A 21397-nucleotide genomic window follows, 5' to 3' on the forward strand; every position below is an offset into this window, starting at 1 on the left:
ATAATGTCAACACCAAATGTAATGAATTGCAAAGGCATGTCGAACGCTGCGCCACGGGCGCGTTCCTACAGGCGAATGTCCTGATGTGCGGTAAGGTTACCGGTCAGGCAGATGCTGATTTCCGGAGACACGCATGCTTCGCATTTTTGAACGCTGGCTAGACCCCTTCCCCCCTGACGAAGTACCGCCGCCACCAGTTGGCCTGCTGCGCTTCATGTGGGCCTGCACCCGAGGCGCCCGCGGCTACATTCTTGCCTTGGCGCTGCTCAGTGCCGGGGTGTCGATTTACGAAGCCTGGCTGTTTGCCTTTCTCGGCCAGGTGGTCGACCTGCTCTCGGCCTGGCAGGCCGGTGGCGCCGCAAGTACACAGGAAAGCCACGTGCTGTGGGGGATTGGCATCGTTCTGGTGACCAGCATCGGGCTGGTGGCGCTGCGCACCCTGGTGCAGCATCAAGTGTTGGCAATCAATCTGCCTTTGCGCCTGCGCTGGGACTTCCATCGCCTGATGCTGCGCCAGAGCCTGTCGTTCTTCTCCGACGAATTCTCTGGCCGGGTTACCACCAAGGTGATGCAAACAGCGCTGGCGGTGCGCGAGGTCTTGTTCACGCTCATCGAAATCCTGCCCGGCATCGGCGTGTACTTTATTGCAATCATCGCCCTGGCCGGCGGCTTTGCGCTGAAGCTGATGCTGCCGTTCATTGCCTGGCTCGTGCTGTTCGGGTTGGCCATGCTGTATTTCGTGCCCCGCCTGGGCAAGGTTGGGCAAGAACAGGCCAACGCCCGGTCGTCGATGACCGGGCGAATCTCCGACGCCTACACCAACATCACCACGGTAAAGCTGTTTTCGCACTCCAAACGCGAAGCGCACTTCGCCCGCGCGGCCATGGAGGACTTCAAGCAAACCGGCTTTCGCCAGATGCGGCTGGTGAGCCAGTTCGAGATCGTCAACCAGGCACTGGTGGTGGGCTTGATCTTTGGTGCAGGCGGCTATGCGTTGTGGCTGTGGCACCAAGGCCAGGTTGGCACCGGGGCGGTCGCGGCCATTACCGCCATGGCCCTGCGTATCAATGGCATGTCGCACTGGATCATGTGGCAGATGACCTCGTTGTTCGAGAACATCGGCACCGTGCAGGACGGTATGGCCACCCTCACCCGCGGCCCCAAGGTACAGGATGCACCGGGTGCCACCGAATTGGTAACCCGTGGCGGCGCGGTCAGCTTCGACAAGGTCAGCTTCAACTACAACGGCGAGCGCCAGGTGCTCAACGACTTGAGCCTGCACATTCACCCTGGCGAAAAGGTCGGGCTGGTCGGCCGCTCCGGCGCTGGCAAGTCCACCTTGATCAACCTGTTGCTGCGTTTCTATGACGTGGACAGTGGCGAAATCCGCATCGATGGGCAGAACGTCGCCAAGGTCACGCAAGACAGCCTGCGCAGCGCCATCGGCATGGTCACCCAGGATACCTCGCTGTTGCACCGCTCGATTCGGGACAACATCGCCTATGGGCGCCCGGACGCAACCGACGCACAAATCCGCGCCGCTGCGGCCAATGCCCAGGCCGATGGTTTCATCAGCCAGCTCAGCGACCGCCAGGGCCACAACGGTTACGACACCCTGGTGGGCGAGCGCGGTATCAAGCTGTCTGGCGGCCAGCGCCAGCGCATCGCCATTGCCCGGGTCATGCTGAAGAATGCACCGATCCTGCTGCTGGACGAAGCCACCAGTGCGCTGGACTCGGAAGTGGAAGTGGCCATTCAGGAAAGCCTGGACGAAATGATGCAGGGCAAGACCGTCATCGCCATCGCCCACCGGCTGTCGACGATTGCCGCCATGGACCGCCTGATCGTGATGGATGAGGGGCGCATCATCGAGCAAGGTACCCACGCCGAACTGCTGGCGAAGAATGGTACTTATGCCCGGTTGTGGCAGCACCAGAGTGGTGGGTTCCTGGGTGAAGACCAGGGCGTGGCCGAAGCCTTTGAATAGGCTCACCTGAAGCTGACGCGGACAATGTGGGAGCGGGCGAGCCCGCGAAGCAGGCGACGCGGTGGATGGCACCGGCTGCGCCGGTGTTCGCGGGCATGCCCGCTCCCACAGTGGTCGCGCCAGCTTTTAGATGTTGTGCAAGGCAGTTGCACCCACTGAGATCGCGCCTACCTGAATCTGATACTTCAGCCAAACACATGCGAAGGCCGGCGCAGCACCGGGTCGAACGGGTTGACCCGTTCGCCGATCGCCGCCGCCTCGCGCTTGAGCAATGCCACCACGGTCGGCATGCGGTTGGGCCCCAGGCGGTCGCTGATGGTCGCCACGCTCAACGCTGCCACCGCATGGCCGTTACGGTCCAGGATCGGCACTGCCAGGCCAGCCATGCCGTCGAGCACTCCGGTGTTGCGCCCGGCGTAGCCGAGGTTGCGCACGTTGTCGATTTCGGCACGCAGCAACACTTCGTCGTAATGGTGAAAGTCTTTCAACCGCGGCAGGTTGTACCGGATCACCTCGTCACGCTCCTCCTCGGGGAGGAAGGCCAGGATCGCCAGGCTGCCCTGCCCCACACCCAAAGCCACGCGGCCGCCGATGTCGCCGGTAAAGGTACGGATCGGGTACGGCCCTTCGCTGCGGTCCAGGCACACGGCATCAAACCCCGAACGCGCCAGCAGAAACAGCGAATCGCCCAGCGAAGCCGACAACCGCAGCAGGCTGGGGCGCACCACATCGCGCAGGTTGCCAACCTGCCCGGCCTTGGCCGCCAGGGCGAAGAAATCCAGGCTCAGGCGATAGCGCTTGCTGGTGGCGCACTGGTCTACCATCCCTTCCTCGATCAGGCTACGCAACAGCCGGTGGGTGGTGGGCTGCGCCAGGCCCACCCGCTGGGCCAACTGGCTGACCTTCTCCCCCTGGCCATCGCAATCCGCCAATGCACGCAGCACGGCGAACAAACGGGACACCGAACTGACGCCGACTCCCTTGACTTGTTCATTTCGTTTATCGGAATCCATTTTTCGTTAAACCCCTGAGAATTTCATTGAGTGGAATAATTTCAAAATAGCTGTCACTCAGTGAAATTACCCTTTGTCGCCATCCTAATCATTGCCCTACTCTCCGGTCCATAGGGCGATATCACAACATCGGCCGCCGCCACAGAAGCGAGCGCCAACGTCCGTAAAAGCATTGCTTTTCGCCGCTGGCGCTCTGCCCACCCTGAAACTGCCGGGTTACCCCGGTTCCGTTTGCGATGGAGCACAGCCATGACCTTTCTGTTGATCGACAAGCTTTGCAAGCGCTATGGCGCTACGGAGGCAGTGGCCAGTTCGTCACTGGCCATCGAAAAAGGCGAGTTTGTCTCCCTGCTCGGCCCTTCCGGCTGCGGCAAGACCACCACCCTGCAGATGATCGCTGGCTTCGTCGAGGTCACCAGTGGCCGCATCGTCCTCGACGGCCGCGACATCACCCATGCAAAGCCAGCCAGCCGGGGCCTGGGCGTGGTGTTCCAGAGCTACGCGCTGTTCCCGCACATGACCGTGCGCGACAACGTTGCCTTCGGCCTGCGCATGCGCAAGGTGGCCAACGCCGAGATCGCTCGGCGCGTCGACCAGGCGTTAGCGTTGGTACGCCTGGACAAGCATGCCGAACGTTACCCGCGTGAACTGTCCGGCGGCCAACGCCAGCGTGTAGCCCTGGCCCGCGCCCTGGTGATCGAACCGCCGGTGCTGCTGCTGGACGAGCCGCTGTCAAACCTGGACGCACACCTGCGCGAAGAGATGCAGTTCGAGATCTGCCGTATCCAGAACGAAGTAGGCATCACCACCCTGATGGTCACCCACGACCAGGCCGAAGCCCTGTCGATCAGCGACCGGGTAGTGGTGATGGAAGCCGGGCGCATCACCCAGATCGATGACCCTTACCGCCTCTACGAGCACCCGGGCACGCCGTTCATTTCCGACTTTGTCGGCAAGGCCAACCGCCTGCATGGCGTCACCGGCCCCGGCGGGTTACCGCAGGCAGCCGCCCAGGGCCCGCTGACCCTCAGCCTGCGCCCGGAAAAGATCAGCCTGGGTGCAGCCGGCAGCGGCAAGCTGGCAGGCCACGTCAGCTGCCGTTACTTCCTTGGCAGCCAGTGGCTGTACCGCGTCGATACCGCCTTGGGCAACCTGGCGGTGGTCCGCGCCAACGATGGCAGCGCGCCGCTGGACGAAGGTACCCAGGTCGGCCTGGACTGGAACGATGCCCTGCTGCGGGTGCTGAACACAGCCGAGGTGGCCGCATGAGTACGGCAAAACTGCGCAGCAACACCTGGGGCTACGGCCTGAGCAGCCCGGCCCTGCTGTTGTTCCTGGCCTTGCTGGTGGTGCCGCTGGGGCTGACCGTGCTGTTGTCGTTCAACGGGTTCGACTACACCAGTGGTATCCAGGCCGGCCAGTACACCTTCAGCCATTACCTGAGCCTGGTGACCGACACCTATTACTACGAAATCTTCTTCCGCACCTTCTGGATCAGTGCCCTGGTCACCTTGTTGTGTGTGCTGATCGGCATCCCCGAAGCCATGGTCCTTAGCCGCATGGGGGCGCCGTGGCGCTCGATTTTCCTGATCCTGGTGCTGACCCCGCTGCTGATTTCGGTGGTGGTACGCGCCTTTGGCTGGAGCCTGCTGCTGGGGTCTGACGGCCTGATCAACCAAGGCATCAGCGCCCTCGGCGGCCAGCCGGTGAAGCTGCTGTACACCCCGTTTGCGGTGATCATCGGCCTGGTCCACGTGATGCTGCCGTTCATGATCATCCCGGTGTGGACCTCACTGCAAAAGCTCGACCCGGCCGCCGAGCAGGCCGCGCTGTCGCTGGGCGCCAGCCAGTGGACGGTGTTCCGCCGCATCGTGCTGCCACAGATCATGCCCGGTGTGCTGTCGGGCACGCTGATCGTGTTCGGCCTGGCCGCCAGCTCGTTCGCCATCCCGGGCCTTCTGGGCGGGCGGCGGCTGAAGATGGTTGCCACCATGATCTACGACCAGTACCTGGCCGAACTGAACTGGCCCATGGGCGCAACCATTGCCGTCGCCCTGTTGCTGATCAACCTGCTGGTGATGCTCAGCTGGAACCGGCTGGTCGAACGCCGCTACAAACGCGCACTTGGAGTGTGAACCGATGACCCGTAACGGCCCGCTGGCCCTGTCTTTTCATGCCTTGGTGATGCTGTTCATGCTCGCCCCGCTGGTGGTGGTGTGCCTGGTGGCATTCACCCCGGAAAACACCCTGAGCCTGCCCACTGCCGGCTTCTCGCTGCGCTGGTTCAGCGCTGTGTTCGAGCGTGCCGACTTCCTCGACGCGTTTTACAACAGCCTGAAACTCGCCGCCCTGGCGGCCTCGCTGGCCACCCTGATCGCCGTACCGGCGGGCTTGGCGCTGACCCGCTACAGCTTCCCTGGCCAGGGCTTTGTCAACGGCCTGCTGCTGTCGCCGATCATTATCCCGCATCTGGTGCTGGGTGTGGCCCTGCTGAGGTTGTTCGCCCTGCTTGGGGTCAATGGCAGCTTCGCCTGGCTGGTGTTCGCCCACGTGGTGGTCATTACTCCGTACGTGCTGCGCCTGGTACTGGCTGCCGCCATCGGCATCGACCGCAGCGCCGAACAGGCCGCGCAAAGCCTGGGCGCCGGGCGCATCACGCTGTTCTGCAAGGTCACCCTGCCAATGATTCTGCCCGGTGTGGCCGGTGGCTGGCTGCTGGCGTTCATCAACAGCTTCGATGAAGTCACTCTGTCGATCTTCGTGACTTCGCCCGCCACCCAGACCCTGCCCGTGCGCATGTACGTATACGCCACCGAGTCTATCGACCCGATGATGGCCGCCGTCTCGGCACTGGTGATCGCCGTCACCGCCCTGACCATGATCGCCCTGGACCGCGTGTATGGCCTGGACCGCGTACTGGTGGGCAAGCAATGACAAGGAATGCCCCTATGCCGCTGTTCAAGCGCGTGGCCGAACACGACCGCGAACCGCTGCCCTTCCTGCTCGACGGCCAACCGGCTCAGGGCATGAACGGCGACACCCTGCTGACCGCCATCCTGACCAACGCCACGCACCTGCGTGGCAGCGACTTCAGCGCCGAACCGCGCGCCGGTTTCTGCCTGATGGGCGCCTGCCAGGACTGCTGGGTGCGCCTGCAGGACGGCCGCCGCGTGCGCGCCTGCTCGACCTTTCTGGAACCGGGCCAATGTGTCACCCGCGACCCGGGGCGACAGCCATGAGTGCAACCGTCATCATCGGCGCCGGCCCGGCGGGCATCCGCGCTGCGCAAACCTTGGTGGCACATGGCGTGCGCCCTGTGCTGCTGGACGAAGCCAGCCGTGGCGGTGGGCAGATCTACCGCCAGCAGCCGGCCAATTTTCGCCGCTCGGCCAAAGCCTTGTACGGCTTCGAAGCGGGCAAGGCGCAGGCCCTGCACAACACCCTTGAGCAACTGCGCGGGCAGGTCGACTACCGCCCGGAAACCTTGGTGTGGAACGCCGAGCAGCAGGTACTCGACACCTTGCAGCAGGGCCACGTGGCCGACCGCCTGGCGTTCGACCAGGTGATCGTCGCCACTGGCGCCACCGACCGCGTGCTGCCGATCCCTGGCTGGACCTTGCCCGGGGTGTATACCCTGGGCGCCGCACAGATCGCCCTGAAATTTCAGGGCTGCGCCATCGGTGAGCAGGTGGTGCTGGCTGGCAGCGGGCCGCTGTTGTACCTGGTGGCCTACCAGTACGCCAAGGCCGGCGCCACAGTCAGTGCAGTGCTCGACACCTCGCCGTTCAGCGCCCAGGTACGCGCCCTGCCGCGCCTGTTGCTGCAGACGGGCACGTTTGCCAAGGGCCTGTACTACCGCGCCTGGCTCACCGGCAAAGGCGTGCCGGTGCATCAGGGGGTGACCCTGCTGGGCATCGAAGGTGAGCATCGCGCCAGCGCCGTACGCTGGTCGCGCAATGGCCAGCAACATACCTTGCCGTGCGACGCCGTGGCATTCGCCCACGCCCTGCGCAGCGAAACCCAGCTGGCAGACCTGCTAGGCTGCCAGTTTGCCTGGAACACCCTCAACCGCGCCTGGCTACCGGTACGTGACGCCCAGGGCCGCGCCAGCAGCCCCGGTGTGTACCTGGCTGGCGACGGCGCCGGCATCCTCGGTGCCGACGGCGCCGAAATGACCGGTGAACTGGCCGCCCTGACGCTGCTGGCCGACCTCGGCAAACCTGGCAACCCGCAACGCCAGCAACAGCTGGAAAAACGCTTGGCCACCCTGCAGCGCTTTCGCCAGGGCCTGGAACAGGCCTTTCCGTTCCCCGAGCAGTGGGCCCGGCAGGCCCCGGACCTGTTGACCGTGTGCCGCTGTGAACAGGTCAGCGCTGGCGAAATCCGCGCCACCGTACGCGCCGGGCACTGGGAAATCAACCGGGTCAAAGCCATGTGCCGGGTCGGCATGGGCCGTTGTCAGGGCCGTGTGTGCGGGGCCGCCGCCGCCGAACTGATTGCCTGCGAAAGCGGTCGGCCCATTGACCAGGTCGGGCGCCTGCGTGGCCAGGCACCGGTCAAGCCCCTGCCCTTCGGCCTGGAGATCAAGCCATGAAGCTGATCGAGGTGGACGCCATTGTTGTCGGCGGTGGCATCGTCGGCAGCAGCGCTGCATTGACCCTGGCCCGTGGTGGCAAACAGGTGGCGCTGCTTGAGCGTGACTTCTGTGGCTCGCACTCCAGCGGGGTGAACTATGGCGGGGTCCGTCGCCAAGGCCGCTCGCTGGCCCAGCTGCCATTGTCGATGCGTGCCCATGCCATCTGGGGGCAGTTGCGCGAGTGGATCGGCATCGACGGCGAGTACGCCCGCAGCGGCCATCTGAAGCTGGCGCGCAGCCAAACCGACTTCGACGCCTTGAAGGCTTATGCCCGTCGGACCCAGGCCTTTGACCTGCGCCTGCAACTGCTGGAACACCGCGAACTGCGCCAGCGCTTCCCTTGGGTGGGCGATATCGCCGTCGGCGCGTCATATTGCCCCGAGGACGGCCATGCCAACCCGCGCCTGGTGTCACCCGCCTTCGCCCAGGCGGCCCGGCACAGCGGCGCCCAGCTGCACGAGCAATGCAAAGTGCTCGAGGTAGACCACGACGGCCAGTGCTTCACCGTGCGCACCAGCACCGACCAGTGCTTCAAGGCGCCCTGGCTGCTGAACTGCGCTGGCGCCTGGTCGGCGCAACTGGCCGAGTACTTCGGCGAACCGGTGCCGCTGACGGCGGCCCACCCGGCCATGCTGGTCACCGAGCCACTGCCGCTGTTCATGACCGCCAGCACCGGGGTCGAAGGCGGCGGTATCTACGCCCGCCAGGTGGCGCGCGGCAACTGCGTGCTGGGCGGTGGGCGCGGCTTTGCCCTGACCCCGACTACCGCACGCCCGGGGCAAGCCGCAGTGCTCGACATCCTGCGTAATGCCACCGAGCTGTACCCGGCATTGGCCGGCGCCCAGGCGATTCGCACCTGGAGCGGCACCGAAGGCTACCTGCCCGATGACGAACCGGTGATCGGCCCCAGCCTGCGCCAACCCGGCCTGCTGCATGGCTTCGGCTTTGCCGGCGCTGGCTTTCAGATTGGCCCGGCAGCCGGGGAAGCCCTGGCGCAATGCGTCCTTCATGGCGCGCCGGCCATCAGCCTGGCGGCCTTTTCCATCAACCGTTTTCAGCCCAACCACCACTACAAGGAAAACCTGTCATGACGCACAAGCAACGTTTGCTCGCCCTGTTCTGCACCGTACCTGGCCTGTTCGCCTGCCTGCCCGCCATGGCGCAACCCACGCTGTACCTGGGCATGAACGGCGGCACCATGGAGCGGCTGTTCAGCGACAACATCCTGCCCCCGTTCGAGAAGGCCAACGGGGTGAAAGTGGTGATCGTCCCCGGCACTTCGGCCGACATCCTGGCCAAGGTCCAGGCCACGCCGAACAAGCCGTCGATCCACGTGATGGTGCTGGATGACGGCATCATGTACCGCGCCATCGGCATGGGCCTGTGCAGCACCCTCAAGCCCAACCCGACGCTGGCCCAGCTGCCGGAAAAGGCCCTGATCAAGGACAAGGCCGCCGCCGTCAGCCTGGGGGTGACCGGGCTTGCCTACAACAGCCGGCTGTTCAAGGAAAAAGGTTGGGCGGCTCCCACCTCGTGGAACGACCTGGCCGACCCGCGCTTCAAGGACAAGGTGGTGTTCCAGTCAATGGCATCGTCCACCTTTGGCCTGCACGGTTTCCTGATGTACAACCGCCTGCACGGCGGCAGCGATACCGACGTCAACCCAGGCTTCACGGCCTGGCAGAAGAACGTTGGCCCGAACGTGCTGGAGTACATCCCCAACTCGGCCAAGCTTTCGGAAATGGTGCAAACCGATGAGGCCGCGCTGTTCCCGCTTACCCCCACCCAAGTGACGGCGCTGAAACTCAAGGGCATCCCGGTGGAATACGCCCCACCCAAGGAGGGCGCGGTAGTGCTCAACCAGGCCGAATGCGTGACCGCCAACAACAACCAGCCGGAGCTGGCGCAAAAGCTTGCCGAGTTCCTGCTAAGCCCTGAGGCGCAGGCACCGGCACTGGAACTGGGTGACCAGATCCCGTCCAACCCCAACACACCGACCAGCGACAAGACCCGTGGGCAGGTTGAAGCCATGCAGACCTACCTGCAGACTGCCGTGACCATCGACTGGGACCAGGTAAACACCCAGCGCCCGGAATGGAACGCCCGCTGGAATCGCCAGATCGAGCGATAGGCCGAGGCCCCTGGCCCGCTGCCGGCCCCCAGGTGCCGGCCAGCAGGCGCCGCCACGCCGCCTGCATGGCGCCTCAATCCAGCACTGGCCGCAACAGCGCCTGCGCCTCGTACAGTGGCGGCAAATAACGCATGCGGATTTCATCAACACTCAACCGCGAAGCATGGGTGGTGATGGTCAGCGTCGCTTTCAACTGCCCGGCACGGTCCAGCAACGGTACACCCAGCACCCGCATACCCATCTCATACTCCTGATCGACGATACAGAAACCCTGCCCCTTCACCCGCAGCAACTCCGCGTCCAGCTGCACCCGGTCTGTCAGCGTATAAGGCGTCAACGCCCGCAACGGGTTGCGTGCAAAGTACTCATCCCGCTCCCCTTCACCCAGCCAGGCCAGCCAGATACGCCCGCCGGCCGTGCAATACATCGGCACCCGCGAGCCGGGCCTGATCGACAACGAAGCCACATGGCTATAGCGGCTGCGCACCAGGTGGATGATCTCGTCACCATCGCGGGTTCCCACCGACACATGCTCCTGGGTCTGGCGTGCCACCTGCTCCACAATCGGCCGCAGCATGCGCGGCAGTTGCGCCGAGTCCACATACGCCTGGCCGATCCGCAAAGCCTTGGGCGTCAGCCAGTACTCGCGGCTGTCGGTTTCGACGAAGCCCTCGTGCACCAAGGTCAGCAAAAACCGCCGTGTGGCGCTCGGCGTAAGGCCAGATAACCTGGCCGCCTGCGGCACGCTCAGGCGCGGTTGCTCGGCGCTGAACAATTGCATCAGGGCCAGGCCTTTTTGCAAGCCGGCGATCAAATCCCGGGGGTGGATGGCGGGCGTGTTCATTTCTACGACTCGCAAGTGGGAAAAAACAGCCGATTACTGCGATAACCGGATCATGATTGCGATTATCGCATCAAATGCCCGATCAACGCATTGTTGCTCTCCCGCCTGTGCATCACGCTTGCCTTCACAACAACATCAATAAGGAGGTCAGCATGATTCGTGGTTCCACTGAACTGGTCGCCATCGTCGGTTCGCCCATTGCCCAGGTGAAGTCCCCCGAGAACTTCAACACCTGGTTCGCCAACAACAACCGCAACGTCGCCATGCTGCCCATCGACCTGCACGAAGCAGCGCTGGCCAGCTTTGCCGACAGCCTGCGCGGCTGGCAGAACCTGCGCGGTTGCGTGGTCACCGTCCCATACAAACAGGCCTTGGCCAACCGCCTGGACCGCTTGAGCGAACGTGCGGCCGCCCTGGGCTCGGTCAATGTGATTCGCCGCGAGCCTGGCGGGCACCTGCTGGGCGACAACGTGGACGGCGCCGGCTTCCTGGGCGCTGCGCGCAAGCATGGCTTCAAGCCGGCGGGCAAGCGGGCCTTGGTGATTGGTTGCGGCGGTGTTGGCAGTGCCATCAGCTATGCGCTGGGTGAGGCCGGCATTGCCAGCATCACCCTCCATGACCCCAGTGCTGCACGCTTGGGCGCGTTATGCGAACTGCTTGGCAAAGCCTTCCCCGGGCTCAGCATCAGCACGCAGTTCAGCGGGCTGGAAGACTTCGACCTGGTGGCCAATGCCTCCCCTGTCGGTATGGGTGCAAACGCAGAGCTGCCATTGTCTGCCGCGCTCCTGGCAACCCTGCAGCCCGACACCCTGGTCGCCGACGTGGTCACCTCGCCCGAGATCACCCCGCTGTTGAACCGGGCTCGGCAGGTTGGCTGTGCGATCCAGACCGGCCCGGAAATGGCCTTTGCCCAGTTGGGCCACCTGGGCGCCTTCATGGGCGTGACGCCACTGGAGATCTAGCACCATGGCTGACTTCGAACACACACAACAACACTTTGATCTGGTTGTGCTGGGCAGCGGCGCCGGAGGTTTTGCCGCTGTGGCCACGGCCGCGCGCCGCGGGCTAAAGGTGCTGGTGGTGGAGAAGGCCGAGCACTTCGGCGGCACTTCGGCGATATCCGGCGGGGCGGTGTGGCTGTATGGCACCGACCAGGCACGGGCCGCCGGTGCCAAAGACTCGCCCGAGGCCATGAGCACCTACCTCAGGCATGTTATCGGCGACGGCTACGACCCTGCCCTGGCAGACGCCTTCATCGAGCACGGCCACCAGGCGCTGCGTTGGCTGGAACAGCACACCGAGCTGCGCTACGCCCTGCGCCCGCACTCACCCGATTATTACCCCGATGCCCCCGGCGCTACCCAGTTTGGTCGGGCACTGGAAATGGTCGAATACGACGGCAAGCACCTCGGCGCCCGTTTCAAGGACCTGCAAATGCCACCGCCCGGCATGCTGTTGTTCGGCGGCATGATGGTCAACCGGGTGGATATCCAGCATTTTCTCAGCATTCGTCGCTCACCCAAGTCGCTGTGGCACTGCCTGAAACTGATGGCACGTTACGCACGGGACCGCCTGCAGCACCCGCGTGGCACCCGGTTGACTACCGGCAACGCACTGATCGCCCGCCTGGCCACCAGCGCCTTTGCCCATGGCACACAGCTGTGGTTGCGCAGCGAGGCCCTGGAACTGATCGTTGAACAGGGCACGGTCACGGGCGTGGTGGTACAGCACGAGGGGCGCCGCGAACGGGTACTGGCCCGCGGCGGTGTGGTGTGCGCCATGGGCGGGTTCGCGGCAGGCGCGCTCGCCGCGGGCTACCGGCCAGCCCAGCAAGCACCGCACCTGACCATGTCACCCGCTGCCAACGACGGCGCTGCCCTGCGCCTTGGCCAGGCCGTGTCGGCGGCCCAGGGCGAGGGCCTGGCGGCCAACTTCTTCTGGGCGCCGGTTTCGGAACTGCGCCATGCCAGTGGCGAGCGTGAGCGCTTTCCGCATCTGGTTACCGACCGCGCCAAACCTGGCGTGATCGCGGTAAACCCGGCCGGGCGGCGCTTCGTCAACGAGTCCGACTCCTACCACCACTTCGTGCAGACCATGTTCGCCAACGGTATTGCCAGTTGCTGGCTGGTCTGCGATGCCGAGGCCATGAACCGCTATGGCCTGGGCCTGGCGCGGCCAAAACCGGTGAACAACCAGGCGTTGATCGATGCCGGCTACCTGCACCAGGCCGCAACACCACAGGCCTTGGCCCAGGCCATCGGCGTTGACCCAGAGGTGCTTGCGCAAACCCTTGAGCAGTTCAACGCAGATGCCCGCAATGGCATCGACCGCGCGTTCGGCAAAGGCGGCAACAGCTACAACCGCTACATGGGCGACCCACAGCACACGCCCAACCCCTGCCTGGCGCCACTGGCAAACGGGCCGTTCTATGCCATTCGCATTCACACCGGCGACCTCGGGTCGGCCTGCGGCCTGGTCACCAACGCCAATGCCAACGTGCTGAACCGCAGCGGCCAGCCGATTGCCGGGCTGTACGCGGTCGGCAACGACATGAACTCACTGATGAAGGGCACCTACCCCGGCCCCGGCATCACCCTGGGCCCTGCCCTCACCTTCGGCTGGCTCGCTGCCAACCACATCACCGCGCGCCTGCAGGCGCCGGCCACCCAAACGGAGACCCCTGCATGTACTACGAACTGAGAACCTACACCCTCGACCCACTGAAAATGGCCGACTGGCTGGCCCTTTACCAAAGCCATGCGCTGGAAGTGCAAAGCGAACACCTGGGCAACCTGGTGGGCTTTTTCACTACCGAGTTCGGCGACGTCAACCAGGTGGTGCACATCTGGGGCTATGCGAGCCTGGATGAGCGCATTGCGCGCCGCGCCGCAATGGCAGCCGACCCGCGCTGGGCGGAGTTCTCGCGGCGCAACCGCGAACTGGCGGCGGTCGTAAGCCTGCAATCGCGGCTGATGCGGCCCACCGGCTTTTCGCCGCTGAAGTAAACCGTACTGCACCTTCTTTCAACGCCTGAGCGGAACCCTTGCATGCAACCCCTCGAATGCGACGTACTCGTCATCGGCTCCGGTGCCTCTGGCCTGGCGGCCGCCGTTACCGCCGCGCATCACGGCCTGCACGTGATCGTTGCGGAAAAAGCCAGCCAGTTGGGCGGCACCAGCGCCTGGTCGGGGGGGTGGCTGTGGGTACCGCGCAACCCGCTGGCCATTGCCGAAGGCATTGTCGAAACCGACGATGCCCCTGAACGCTACCTGCATGCGCAAACCCACACCCGCGAGCTGGACCCACGCCAACGTGCATTCCTGCGCCACGGCCCCGAGATGGTGGCGTTTTTCCAGCAGCACACTGCTGTGCAGTTTCAGTGCGGCAGCCGCATGCCCGACATGCGCGAAGGCGATGGCAGCGCACACGGCGGCCGCTCGCTGTGCGCACTGCCCTACGACGGCCGCCTGCTCGGGCCTTGGCTGCACAGGCTGCGCCCACCGCTGGACATCGTCAGCCTGGCCGGCATGGGCATTGCCGGCGGCACCGACATGGCTGCCTTTTTCAATGCCACACGCTCGCCCAAGGCAGCGCTGCATGTGGGCAAGCGCCTGCTGCGTCACGGGCGTGACCTGCTGCTACACCGACGCGGCCAGCAACTGGTCAATGGCAACGCACTGGTGGCACGCCTGCTGCGCAGCGCCCTGGACCTGGGTGTGACGCTGCTGACCGACAAGCCGGCCAGCCGCCTGTTGGGTGAAGGGCGGGTCAGCGGCGCGCTGTTTGCCGATGGCCAGGCGGTCCACGCACGCCGTGGTGTGGTACTGGCCTGCGGCGGCTTCCCGCACGATCGCCAGCGCATCGCTCAAATGATGGCGCATGCGCCGGATGGCACCCGGCATTACTCTGCCGCGCCCAAAGAAAACAGCGGCGACGGCCTGCGCCTTGGCGAACAGGCCGGTGGCCTGGTGAGTACCGAGTTGGCCCAGGCCGGTGCCTGGGCACCGGTGTCGCGGGTACCACGCACTGATGGTACCTTCGGCCATTTCCCGCACCTGATCGACCGCGCCAAACCCGGTTTCATTGCCGTGCGCCGCGATGGCCGACGCTTTGTCAACGAAGCCGATTGCTACCATGACTTCATGAACGCCCTGTTCGCTGCCACGCCGCAAGGCGAACCCCATGAAGCCTGGCTGATCTGCGACCACGCTGCGCAACGCCGCTACGGCATCGGCTGGGCCAAGCCGTTTCCCTTCTCCACCCGCTTTTACCAACGCTGTGGCTACCTGCACAGCGGCGCTACGCTGGCACAGCTTGCGCAACGCTGTGGGATCGATGCCGCGCAGTTGCAGCGCACGGTGGAAGGCTTCAACCACCCTGCGGCACAAGGTGAAGACCCCGCCTTCCAACGCGGCGCGTCAGCCTACAACCGGGCCCAGGGCGAACCGCAGCAGGCACCCAACCCGTCGCTTCGGCCGTTGCTGAAAGGGCCGTTTTATGCGGTGAAATTGCTGCCAGGCAGCCTTGGCACTTTCGCCGGCCTGGGCACCGACGCCTCGGCCCGCGTGCTGGACCACGCGGGGCAGCCGATACCCGGGCTGTTTGCAGTGGGTAACGACATGCACAGCGTGATGGGCGGGTACTACCCTAGTGGGGGTATTACTCTTGGGCCGGGGATGACCTTTGGGTATCTGGCCGGTAGAGCGTTAAGTGGGCTGCGTTCACCGTGAATACCGCAAGGGCTGATCTTCATAAAGGCTGCCCATGCACCTGCTCTACCTGAGCCACCTTGGGCGACTGTTGCAACAACCCTCGCGGCAATCGGAAGCTTTTGAACGGTTGCTGGGTAATGGGATTGAAGGCTTTTTCAGCATTCAGTCGATAGCGCATCACGCCATCACCGGTCCGGAAGCTCAGGTCTACGCTGGTTGGCGTCCGCCCATTGAGTGAGCCGCGGCTGAGCAAGCGGAACATCGACCATGGCCCGCGGTACTCCAGGCTGCTGCTGTTACCGTTCTGCCTCAGCAAGGTAAGGTTGCTGCGCACCTGCTGCCCCAAAGTATTGGGCCAGACGATCCCGGTGATCTGGCTCGGCCCATGGGTGTAGGCGATCAATTGACCATCCAGGTCCAGCAGGCTGGTACGCTGGTTCGCACTGAGCCCCAACGGCTCGATGCTGAACTGCACACTCAGCTTGCCGCGCTGGTCAAAGAAAGTTTCGCGGATGCGATCCGCCAGCTCGAGTTGCTCGATCACGTCGGCGCGAATCAAGGATTGCCCATGCCGAGCGGACTGCAAGGCCTCAAGGTTCTGCTTCAGGAAGACCTCCAGATATTGATCATGAAACTGCTGCAGCCGCCCTTTCGGCCCGAAGAACGCTTCGAAGTCATCCAGTGAAGCATCGGGTGCCTTCACCATAAAGGGGTAGCGGCCTGCCAGACGTTGCTGGAAGAAACTGTACACCTCAGCATCCCAACGTCGCTCCAGTTCGCGCAGTGCTTCAACGTTCAGTACCTGGGCGGTCTGGTCGGCGAGCTTTCTGACCTGGTGGTTGATGGGCTCCGGCAAGCCTGTGGCAATACGTTGAAGGGTGCCTATCGGGTCATGCCCTGTCATCGCAAAGCGCTGATGCACGGCTTGCAGTGCGGCCTTGCCGCGGTCCGGGCTGTCCTGTACGGCCTTGGCGTAGTCCAGCACGGCCGCAACAGCGCCAAGGGTTTCATCGTAGTAGCTCGGCTTTTCTCCTGTCGCCTGCAGCATCGCGCCCAAGCCTGCAAACGCCCGCTGGATGGCTAACGCTTGCTGTTGTTCGGGTTTGGCCGTTGCTGAGCGCAGCGAATTCAGTTCATCCGTTATTTCAACACCAGCTGGTGAAGCGAGTGAGGTGTTATCCCTGACCGTATCCAGCAGCCGCTGCAAAGGTGCTGCTGGGCCGGTCAACTGCTGCAGGACCGTGACACCATGGTCCAGATCACGGAAGTCGGCCACGGTGAAGGCGTTCAAGGCGCGTCGCCAACTGTCAATGTAATCGGCGCTGTAAAGGTTATGCAGCCGTTCGGTCAACGCATTACGGTCGACATCCGAATAGTCAAGTTGGCTGCGCTCCCCCAAGGCCCACTGATCGACCATCGCCATTTCAGCGAACCGCTGGCTGCGCGGCTCAAAGTATTCCCTGAAGCCTCTGGCGGTAAGCATGGCGGCCAGCAGTACCTCCTCCTCCCCTTGCCTGGCCCCGGAAGACGGCTGGTACACCACATCGAACGCAGGCCCTACTTGGTGGCGCAGGTCCAGACCGCTGTGCAACTGCTCTTGCGCCTGCTGCTTCAGCCCTGCATAGACCCGCTGTGGCAAGGGCAATTTGCGCAACGCCTGCTGCACTTCGCTGACACGCTGACGGTACTGCGGCAAATCGGTATCGGCATAGGCCAAGGCGTACTTCAAATGCTGCATGAGGTCACGCTGCAGTTGCCCCTGCCCAGGAAATGCCCGTTGCCAATGACGGGCCATCCAGTCCTCGACCCATTCGGGCCGGCGGCTGTCGCGGTCCTGGATCATCCGGTAAACCCTGAGCGCGGCCATTTGCTGCTCGCTGCCAGAGGGTGCTGCGTTCATGGCATCGATCACACCACTGGCCAACGCCGGCAAGAAGCGCCTGGACAACAAGCTCAGGTACGCCTCATCAACCAGGGGGCCAATGTTCCGCCCTTGATACAGACCAAAATCGGCAACACCCAGCCACGCCGCGCGATAGTCGCCAAACACCGCCACCGCATCGCGAATCTGGTCCAGTGGTTCCAGCAGGTTGCGCCCGGTCGGATCAAGCCGCAGATCGACTTCGTGACGGCTGTACTCCTGGCTTTTGGCGAACACACTGGAAGCCTTGGAGCTATTGATATCGAAGTAGCGCTGCCAGCTGGCGATGGCGATACTGAACGCCAGGAGGCCCACGCAAGAACCAATCCACAGCAATTGGCGCTTGTTGCGCGCTACCAGGACGTTGTCGCCCGCCAGGCCGGCCTCCTGATAGATAACCCGCCTGAATGCTTGCTGGATGAAATAGACCAACGCTTTGCCCTGCGCCTTGCCCTCACGCAGGGGAAGTTTCGTCTTGTAGGGCTGTGCCGCTTCACGGACAAATGCATTGCACATGTCGCCGCGCTGCACCACTGACGACCAATACACGCCACGTACCAACGGTGGCGTGGTGAAACGGTCACTCGCCAAGGCTTCGCGCAGAAATGCCAACAGTATGGGTCTCAACCCGACCAGTTGGGCTTGCAGTGAGAACAGGCGCCCGCACGGCGCTGTTTTGTCCAGTACGTCCAGGCGATCGATGACCTGCTCGTTCAATGTGGCGAGAAGCCGCCCGTAGTGCTCGTCATACTCATCCAGCCAGGCATCGAACGCCTCAACCGCATCCAGCTTGAACGTGAACCCCAACAGGCTTTCACGCTTGGCGGCCGGAAGCTTGCTGTAGAACTGGTCGAAGCCGTCCAGCAGATCGAATTTGGTCAGTACCACGTACAGTGGCAGGCGCGACCCCAGCTGGGTGCTGACTTCGTACAGGCGTGTGCGCAACCCATGGGCCAGCGCGACGCGTTGGTCGGGCTTGCCATGCAACAGCGCCGGCAAGTCGACGATCAGCAACACACCATTAAGCGCCCGCTGGCTTCGATTACGCAGCAGCCAGCCCAACAAGTGCTCCCACAACCGGGCCTCGGTACCGAGCGCCGCGAAGGGTTCAGACTCGGAGGGGTCGTTGGCGGCCGAGCCCTCCGGGGGCTTTTGACTGATGAAGACACCGGGAGGGTCAATGATCACCGCATCGTCGCTGACCCACCAACCTACCGGGTAGGCCGGTGCTTCAGCCTGTCGACCCCGTGCCTGGGCTTGGTCGATTCGCGTCAGTGTAAAGCGCTGATCTGTGCGGTCGATGAAGCTGGTTTTACCGGATTTTTCGTCGCCCAACACCAGATACCAGGGCAGCCGGTACAGCGCGCGTCGCCCACCGGCATTGTCGAGGTATCGCTCAAGCCCTTGGCTCAACGCCTTCTCTTGCGCCTGCATGAACGGTAGCGTGCCATCCAGTTCGACGGCGCGTGCCTGCCGGCGTTCTGCTTGCAGACGGCGTAAGCGCCGGCGCACCACCAAAAGCCAGCACAAAAGCGGCACCAGCACGAGTACCAGGCTTGCCACGCTGCGATGAGCCACACTTGCCAGCGGCTGTTGCTCACGCCACATCCATTGCGGGCCAAGCCACCAGATAGCGACCAGCATCAGCAAGGCGCCAAGCCCTAGCAGCAGCGGCAGCGCCAGGCCAATGCGCGTTACCCACGGCAAGCCCCAACGTTTGAGTTGCGTCCATATTTGATTCATCGAGGCTCCTGATCCTTGTCTTGAACTGCCAGTGCTGGGGATGTCGCGTACTGCTGAAGCCGCTGGAATACTTCTGGCTCCCACGCACTGGCGGTGGTTTGCTGCATCGTTTGGGCAACGCTGGCGCACAGGTCCTGGGCCAGCCACGATACCCCCGCGCGGCCAGTAGGTCGGCAGCGATCACGGTGGCGTGGCAGCGCTCACGGGGAGCACGAAAGCCCGCTTGCAGCCCTTGCAGCCTGAGGAGCACCGGTTCTACACCGGTGGTTTCCAACTGGCTGACCAGTTCCTCGCGCAAGCCGTCAAACTCGTGGGAGGTTGAACTTTGCTCAGAAGGCCCTTGCGTGCCTTTGAGCCAGGCCAGGCATTGGTCGTCGACAAACACCGTGCCGTCACTGAAGCACAACTGCTGCAGCGCCGGCATTCGCTGTACAAACCGGGCAGTCGCACAACGGATGGCTTCAGCCACTTCGCCCATCGCCAGCCGTGTGGCAACGGTCGCAGCCAGAAAGCTGCCACGAATCCAGTAGGGGCAAGCCGTCACGCTTTTTTCAATACGCTGAAGCAGTGCAGGGTCAAATGCCGTACTGGCAATGGCCTCTTCATAGACCCGCGTGATATCCAGCGGAACCGCCATCAATTCCGTACGGTTGCCCTGCCTGGCCGGGGGAGCAGCCTGAATGTGCGCCCACAACCCAAAACGCCGTAACTGGTAGCCGGTAGCGTCATAAGGGTCCTGCTGGTTGATGAGCTCGGCCATGGCGAGCACGGCCCGCCGTGTCTCACGCTCATTGCCCATCGACAGATGTGACGCGGGTGGGGCGATGACGTCGGCCAGCGGCGCAGGTTTCACGCTCGCCGCCGGTGCCTTGGGTATCGCACCCTCGCCGATACCGTTGGCGAGCTCTATGTGCTTTCGCAGCAGGCGCCCCAATTCGTCGAGAACAGCTGCCTCCAGCTGTGCCGCGCCCTGTTGCTGCAGGTGCTTGAACGCAGTCTGCGCTGCCGCTGCATGGGTAGGAGTAAAGGTGAAACGGTCAAGACGCGGTAGCGCCTCGACCAAGCGACTGACCACCAGGCCAACCAGCTTGCGCTTGCCCAGAAAGCCTTTCGGTCCCGGCTTGGGATGAGCAGGTTCCCAGTAGCACTCGATCATGCCGGCCAACAACGCCAAGCTGAATCCCCAACGCTCCCAGCAGCCGCTACGCAGCCATGCGGCACTCAGGTGCGCAACAATTCGCAAATGCTTGCATTGCTGGCTCAGGTATTGACGGGACGCTTCTTCGATGTAGACCCAGTCGATCGAAGCGTCCTGCAGCCCACCCAGCTTGACCATTTCCTGGTCAATGGCCTGGTAGGTTTCGTCCTCGACATCGAACAGCCCGGCAGGGACTGCTGGATCAATCGGTGCGAGCAGCCGAGCGACTTCACCCGCGGATACCTGAGCTACCACCGGCATGTGCTTCGCGCCTGGCTGATCAGCGGGTCAAGGCCTTGAGCATCGAAGGTCAGCCCGTCGACCTCGCCGTGCTCACTCACAACCTCGATACGCTGGGCACCGATCAGTTTCCTGATCTGCTCGATGGCTGGCAGGCCCCGCCCGGCATCGAGCACCTGCCCGTTCTCCATCACCTGCCAGGACGTCTCACGGGTAGACCAGCCCTCCCCGGTCAGCCGTACCTTGACCCAACTTGCATCGATCGGGCGCCTGGCAATCAGCTGTAGCCGGGAGATGGCCTGGATGCAACTGATCGCCATGTAGGTACGTTCATCACCCGATGCAATGGCGGGTGCCGAAATCACGAGCGCTGGTGCGCCTGGACCGTCCTGCGTCTGGCTGCCGATGCGAAACGTCAGGTCATCCGGTGCCCGTGCAGCTTCATTTGCCATCACGCGCAACACACTGGGAGCCTGCTGCTCCGGTGCTGACCACTGTCGTTTTGGCGTGTACGCGGGCGTGCCCGCAGCTTGATCGAAACAGGCCAGTCGCTCGACGTTGGACACAATCCGGGGGCAGTCCCGCGTGGGGCCCGCCAGTACCGATTGCAGACAAAACAGCAACGAGAGACCGGCGCCATATGCACAGCGGTTAATCATCCTGAACTTACTCTCTGAAATAGTACAAACGGCCTATATGACGGCGCGAATTTTCCTACAAATAAGTGCCAATGCACATATGCGCATGCAGCTAACTCGAACAAATCCAGCGGAAGCCTAATACAGAGTTCTGAGTGCACACAAACAAATATTTACTTACATCTTTACTCTCGACCAGCGGACACTTTTCCATGCATGGTTTTTATAGAAGACGGGCAGCCATCCCGACCAATTAAACACATGTAGGAAACTTCCTACAACATCGCGACAACACTAAACACAACTTGCTTCCAAGTCTCCTACAACTCAACAG

16 protein-coding genes and 1 pseudogene are annotated in these 21397 nt (G+C 63.4%); 12 read left to right on the forward strand and 5 right to left on the reverse strand.

The annotated features are described in order from the left end of the window. The first annotated feature begins 133 nt into the window (after positions 1–133). Positions 134–1987: an ABC transporter ATP-binding protein gene (locus N805_RS11145; RefSeq protein WP_028613617.1), complete on the forward strand. Its 1854-nt coding sequence runs from the start codon at positions 134–136 to the stop codon at positions 1985–1987. Positions 1988–2172: 185 nt separating this feature from the next. Here N805_RS11145 and N805_RS11150 read toward each other — a convergent pair whose 3' ends face one another. Beyond that, the gene (locus N805_RS11150) at positions 2173–3000 is read right to left on the reverse strand and encodes an IclR family transcriptional regulator (RefSeq protein WP_019471215.1); all 828 of its coding nucleotides are present in this window, start codon (positions 2998–3000) and stop codon (positions 2173–2175) included. A 249-nt stretch (positions 3001–3249) separates the two neighbouring features. Between N805_RS11150 and N805_RS11155 the strand changes: the two genes are divergently transcribed. Genes N805_RS11155 through N805_RS11185 form a run of 7 tightly spaced genes read left to right on the forward strand, consistent with a single transcriptional unit; the run spans position 3250 to position 9767 of the window. After that, complete coding sequence (locus tag N805_RS11155; RefSeq protein WP_019471214.1) at positions 3250–4269, forward strand: ABC transporter ATP-binding protein; 1020 nt, start codon at positions 3250–3252, stop codon at positions 4267–4269. Further along, a complete protein-coding gene (locus tag N805_RS11160; RefSeq protein ID WP_019471213.1) occupies positions 4266–5135 on the forward strand; it encodes an ABC transporter permease in 870 nt (289 codons plus the stop codon). The genes N805_RS11155 and N805_RS11160 overlap by 4 nt, the downstream gene beginning before the upstream one ends. Before the next feature lie 4 nt (positions 5136–5139). After that, positions 5140–5934 (forward strand): ABC transporter permease, encoded by a 795-nt coding sequence (locus tag N805_RS11165; RefSeq protein ID WP_019471212.1) that lies wholly within the window; start codon positions 5140–5142, stop codon positions 5932–5934. 14 nt (positions 5935–5948) lie between these two features. Beyond that, positions 5949–6239, forward strand: coding sequence for a (2Fe-2S)-binding protein (locus N805_RS11170; protein ID WP_019471211.1), 291 nt, complete (start codon positions 5949–5951; stop codon positions 6237–6239). Then, positions 6236–7594: an NAD(P)/FAD-dependent oxidoreductase gene (locus N805_RS11175; RefSeq protein WP_019471210.1), complete on the forward strand. Its 1359-nt coding sequence runs from the start codon at positions 6236–6238 to the stop codon at positions 7592–7594. The genes N805_RS11170 and N805_RS11175 overlap by 4 nt, the downstream gene beginning before the upstream one ends. Then, a complete protein-coding gene (locus N805_RS11180; RefSeq protein ID WP_019471209.1) occupies positions 7591–8727 on the forward strand; it encodes an NAD(P)/FAD-dependent oxidoreductase in 1137 nt (378 codons plus the stop codon). The genes N805_RS11175 and N805_RS11180 overlap by 4 nt, the downstream gene beginning before the upstream one ends. Beyond that, a complete protein-coding gene (locus tag N805_RS11185; RefSeq protein WP_019471208.1) occupies positions 8724–9767 on the forward strand; it encodes a polyamine ABC transporter substrate-binding protein in 1044 nt (347 codons plus the stop codon). The genes N805_RS11180 and N805_RS11185 overlap by 4 nt, the downstream gene beginning before the upstream one ends. 73 nt (positions 9768–9840) lie before the next feature. Here the strand turns inward: N805_RS11185 and N805_RS11190 are convergent, their stop codons facing one another. Further along, complete coding sequence (locus N805_RS11190; protein WP_019471207.1) at positions 9841–10611, reverse strand: IclR family transcriptional regulator; 771 nt, start codon at positions 10609–10611, stop codon at positions 9841–9843. A gap of 152 nt (positions 10612–10763) precedes the next feature. Between N805_RS11190 and N805_RS11195 the strand changes: the two genes are divergently transcribed. The 4 genes from N805_RS11195 to N805_RS11210 are packed head-to-tail and all read left to right on the forward strand — an operon-like array spanning position 10764 to position 15341. Beyond that, positions 10764–11573, forward strand: a complete 810-nt coding sequence (locus N805_RS11195) for a shikimate dehydrogenase family protein (protein ID WP_019471206.1) — start codon at positions 10764–10766, stop codon at positions 11571–11573. Positions 11574–11577: 4 nt separating this feature from the next. After that, positions 11578–13311 carry an FAD-dependent oxidoreductase gene (locus tag N805_RS11200; RefSeq protein ID WP_019471205.1) on the forward strand — a complete coding sequence of 578 codons (1734 nt, stop codon included), beginning with the start codon at positions 11578–11580 and terminating at the stop codon, positions 13309–13311. Then, positions 13296–13616, forward strand: a complete 321-nt coding sequence (locus N805_RS11205; RefSeq protein WP_019471204.1) for an NIPSNAP family protein — start codon at positions 13296–13298, stop codon at positions 13614–13616. The genes N805_RS11200 and N805_RS11205 overlap by 16 nt, the downstream gene beginning before the upstream one ends. A 42-nt stretch (positions 13617–13658) precedes the next feature. Further along, on the forward strand, positions 13659–15341 hold the full coding sequence (locus tag N805_RS11210; protein ID WP_019471203.1) for an FAD-dependent oxidoreductase: 1683 nt from the start codon (positions 13659–13661) through the stop codon (positions 15339–15341). Between the two features lie 19 nt (positions 15342–15360). Here N805_RS11210 and tssM read toward each other — a convergent pair whose 3' ends face one another. The 3 genes and pseudogenes from tssM to vasI all read right to left on the reverse strand — a co-directional run bounded on the left by tssM (position 15361) and on the right by vasI (position 21084). After that, positions 15361–18987, reverse strand: coding sequence for a type VI secretion system membrane subunit TssM (gene tssM, locus N805_RS11215; RefSeq protein ID WP_019471202.1), 3627 nt, complete (start codon positions 18985–18987; stop codon positions 15361–15363). Further along, positions 18984–20446 (reverse strand): annotated as a pseudogene (gene tssA, locus N805_RS11220) (type VI secretion system protein TssA). Before tssA ends, tssM begins: the two are co-directional and overlap by 4 nt. Next, positions 20434–21084, reverse strand: a complete 651-nt coding sequence (gene vasI, locus N805_RS11225) for a type VI secretion system-associated protein VasI (protein WP_177313749.1) — start codon at positions 21082–21084, stop codon at positions 20434–20436. The pseudogene tssA and the gene vasI overlap by 13 nt, the downstream one beginning before the upstream one ends. Positions 21085–21397 lie beyond the last annotated feature (313 nt).

This window comes from Pseudomonas putida S13.1.2, assembly GCF_000498395.2.
Taxonomy (GTDB): Bacteria; Pseudomonadota; Gammaproteobacteria; order Pseudomonadales; family Pseudomonadaceae; genus Aquipseudomonas; species Aquipseudomonas putida_Q.

What these genes read in the sequence shown, in the direction of transcription:
- N805_RS11145 (WP_028613617.1), top strand. Translation starts at nt 134, where the DNA reads ATGCTTCGCATTTTTGAACGCTGGCTAGACCCCTTCCCCCCTGACGAA.
- N805_RS11150 (WP_019471215.1), bottom strand. Translation starts at nt 3,000, where the DNA reads ATGGATTCCGATAAACGAAATGAACAAGTCAAGGGAGTCGGCGTCAGT.
- N805_RS11155 (WP_019471214.1), top strand. Translation starts at nt 3,250, where the DNA reads ATGACCTTTCTGTTGATCGACAAGCTTTGCAAGCGCTATGGCGCTACG.
- N805_RS11160 (WP_019471213.1), top strand. Translation starts at nt 4,266, where the DNA reads ATGAGTACGGCAAAACTGCGCAGCAACACCTGGGGCTACGGCCTGAGC.
- N805_RS11165 (WP_019471212.1), top strand. Translation starts at nt 5,140, where the DNA reads ATGACCCGTAACGGCCCGCTGGCCCTGTCTTTTCATGCCTTGGTGATG.
- N805_RS11170 (WP_019471211.1), top strand. Translation starts at nt 5,949, where the DNA reads ATGCCGCTGTTCAAGCGCGTGGCCGAACACGACCGCGAACCGCTGCCC.
- N805_RS11175 (WP_019471210.1), top strand. Translation starts at nt 6,236, where the DNA reads ATGAGTGCAACCGTCATCATCGGCGCCGGCCCGGCGGGCATCCGCGCT.
- N805_RS11180 (WP_019471209.1), top strand. Translation starts at nt 7,591, where the DNA reads ATGAAGCTGATCGAGGTGGACGCCATTGTTGTCGGCGGTGGCATCGTC.
- N805_RS11185 (WP_019471208.1), top strand. Translation starts at nt 8,724, where the DNA reads ATGACGCACAAGCAACGTTTGCTCGCCCTGTTCTGCACCGTACCTGGC.
- N805_RS11190 (WP_019471207.1), bottom strand. Translation starts at nt 10,611, where the DNA reads ATGAACACGCCCGCCATCCACCCCCGGGATTTGATCGCCGGCTTGCAA.
- N805_RS11195 (WP_019471206.1), top strand. Translation starts at nt 10,764, where the DNA reads ATGATTCGTGGTTCCACTGAACTGGTCGCCATCGTCGGTTCGCCCATT.
- N805_RS11200 (WP_019471205.1), top strand. Translation starts at nt 11,578, where the DNA reads ATGGCTGACTTCGAACACACACAACAACACTTTGATCTGGTTGTGCTG.
- N805_RS11205 (WP_019471204.1), top strand. Translation starts at nt 13,296, where the DNA reads ATGTACTACGAACTGAGAACCTACACCCTCGACCCACTGAAAATGGCC.
- N805_RS11210 (WP_019471203.1), top strand. Translation starts at nt 13,659, where the DNA reads ATGCAACCCCTCGAATGCGACGTACTCGTCATCGGCTCCGGTGCCTCT.
- tssM (WP_019471202.1), bottom strand. Translation starts at nt 18,987, where the DNA reads ATGAATCAAATATGGACGCAACTCAAACGTTGGGGCTTGCCGTGGGTA.
- vasI (WP_177313749.1), bottom strand. Translation starts at nt 21,084, where the DNA reads ATGATTAACCGCTGTGCATATGGCGCCGGTCTCTCGTTGCTGTTTTGT.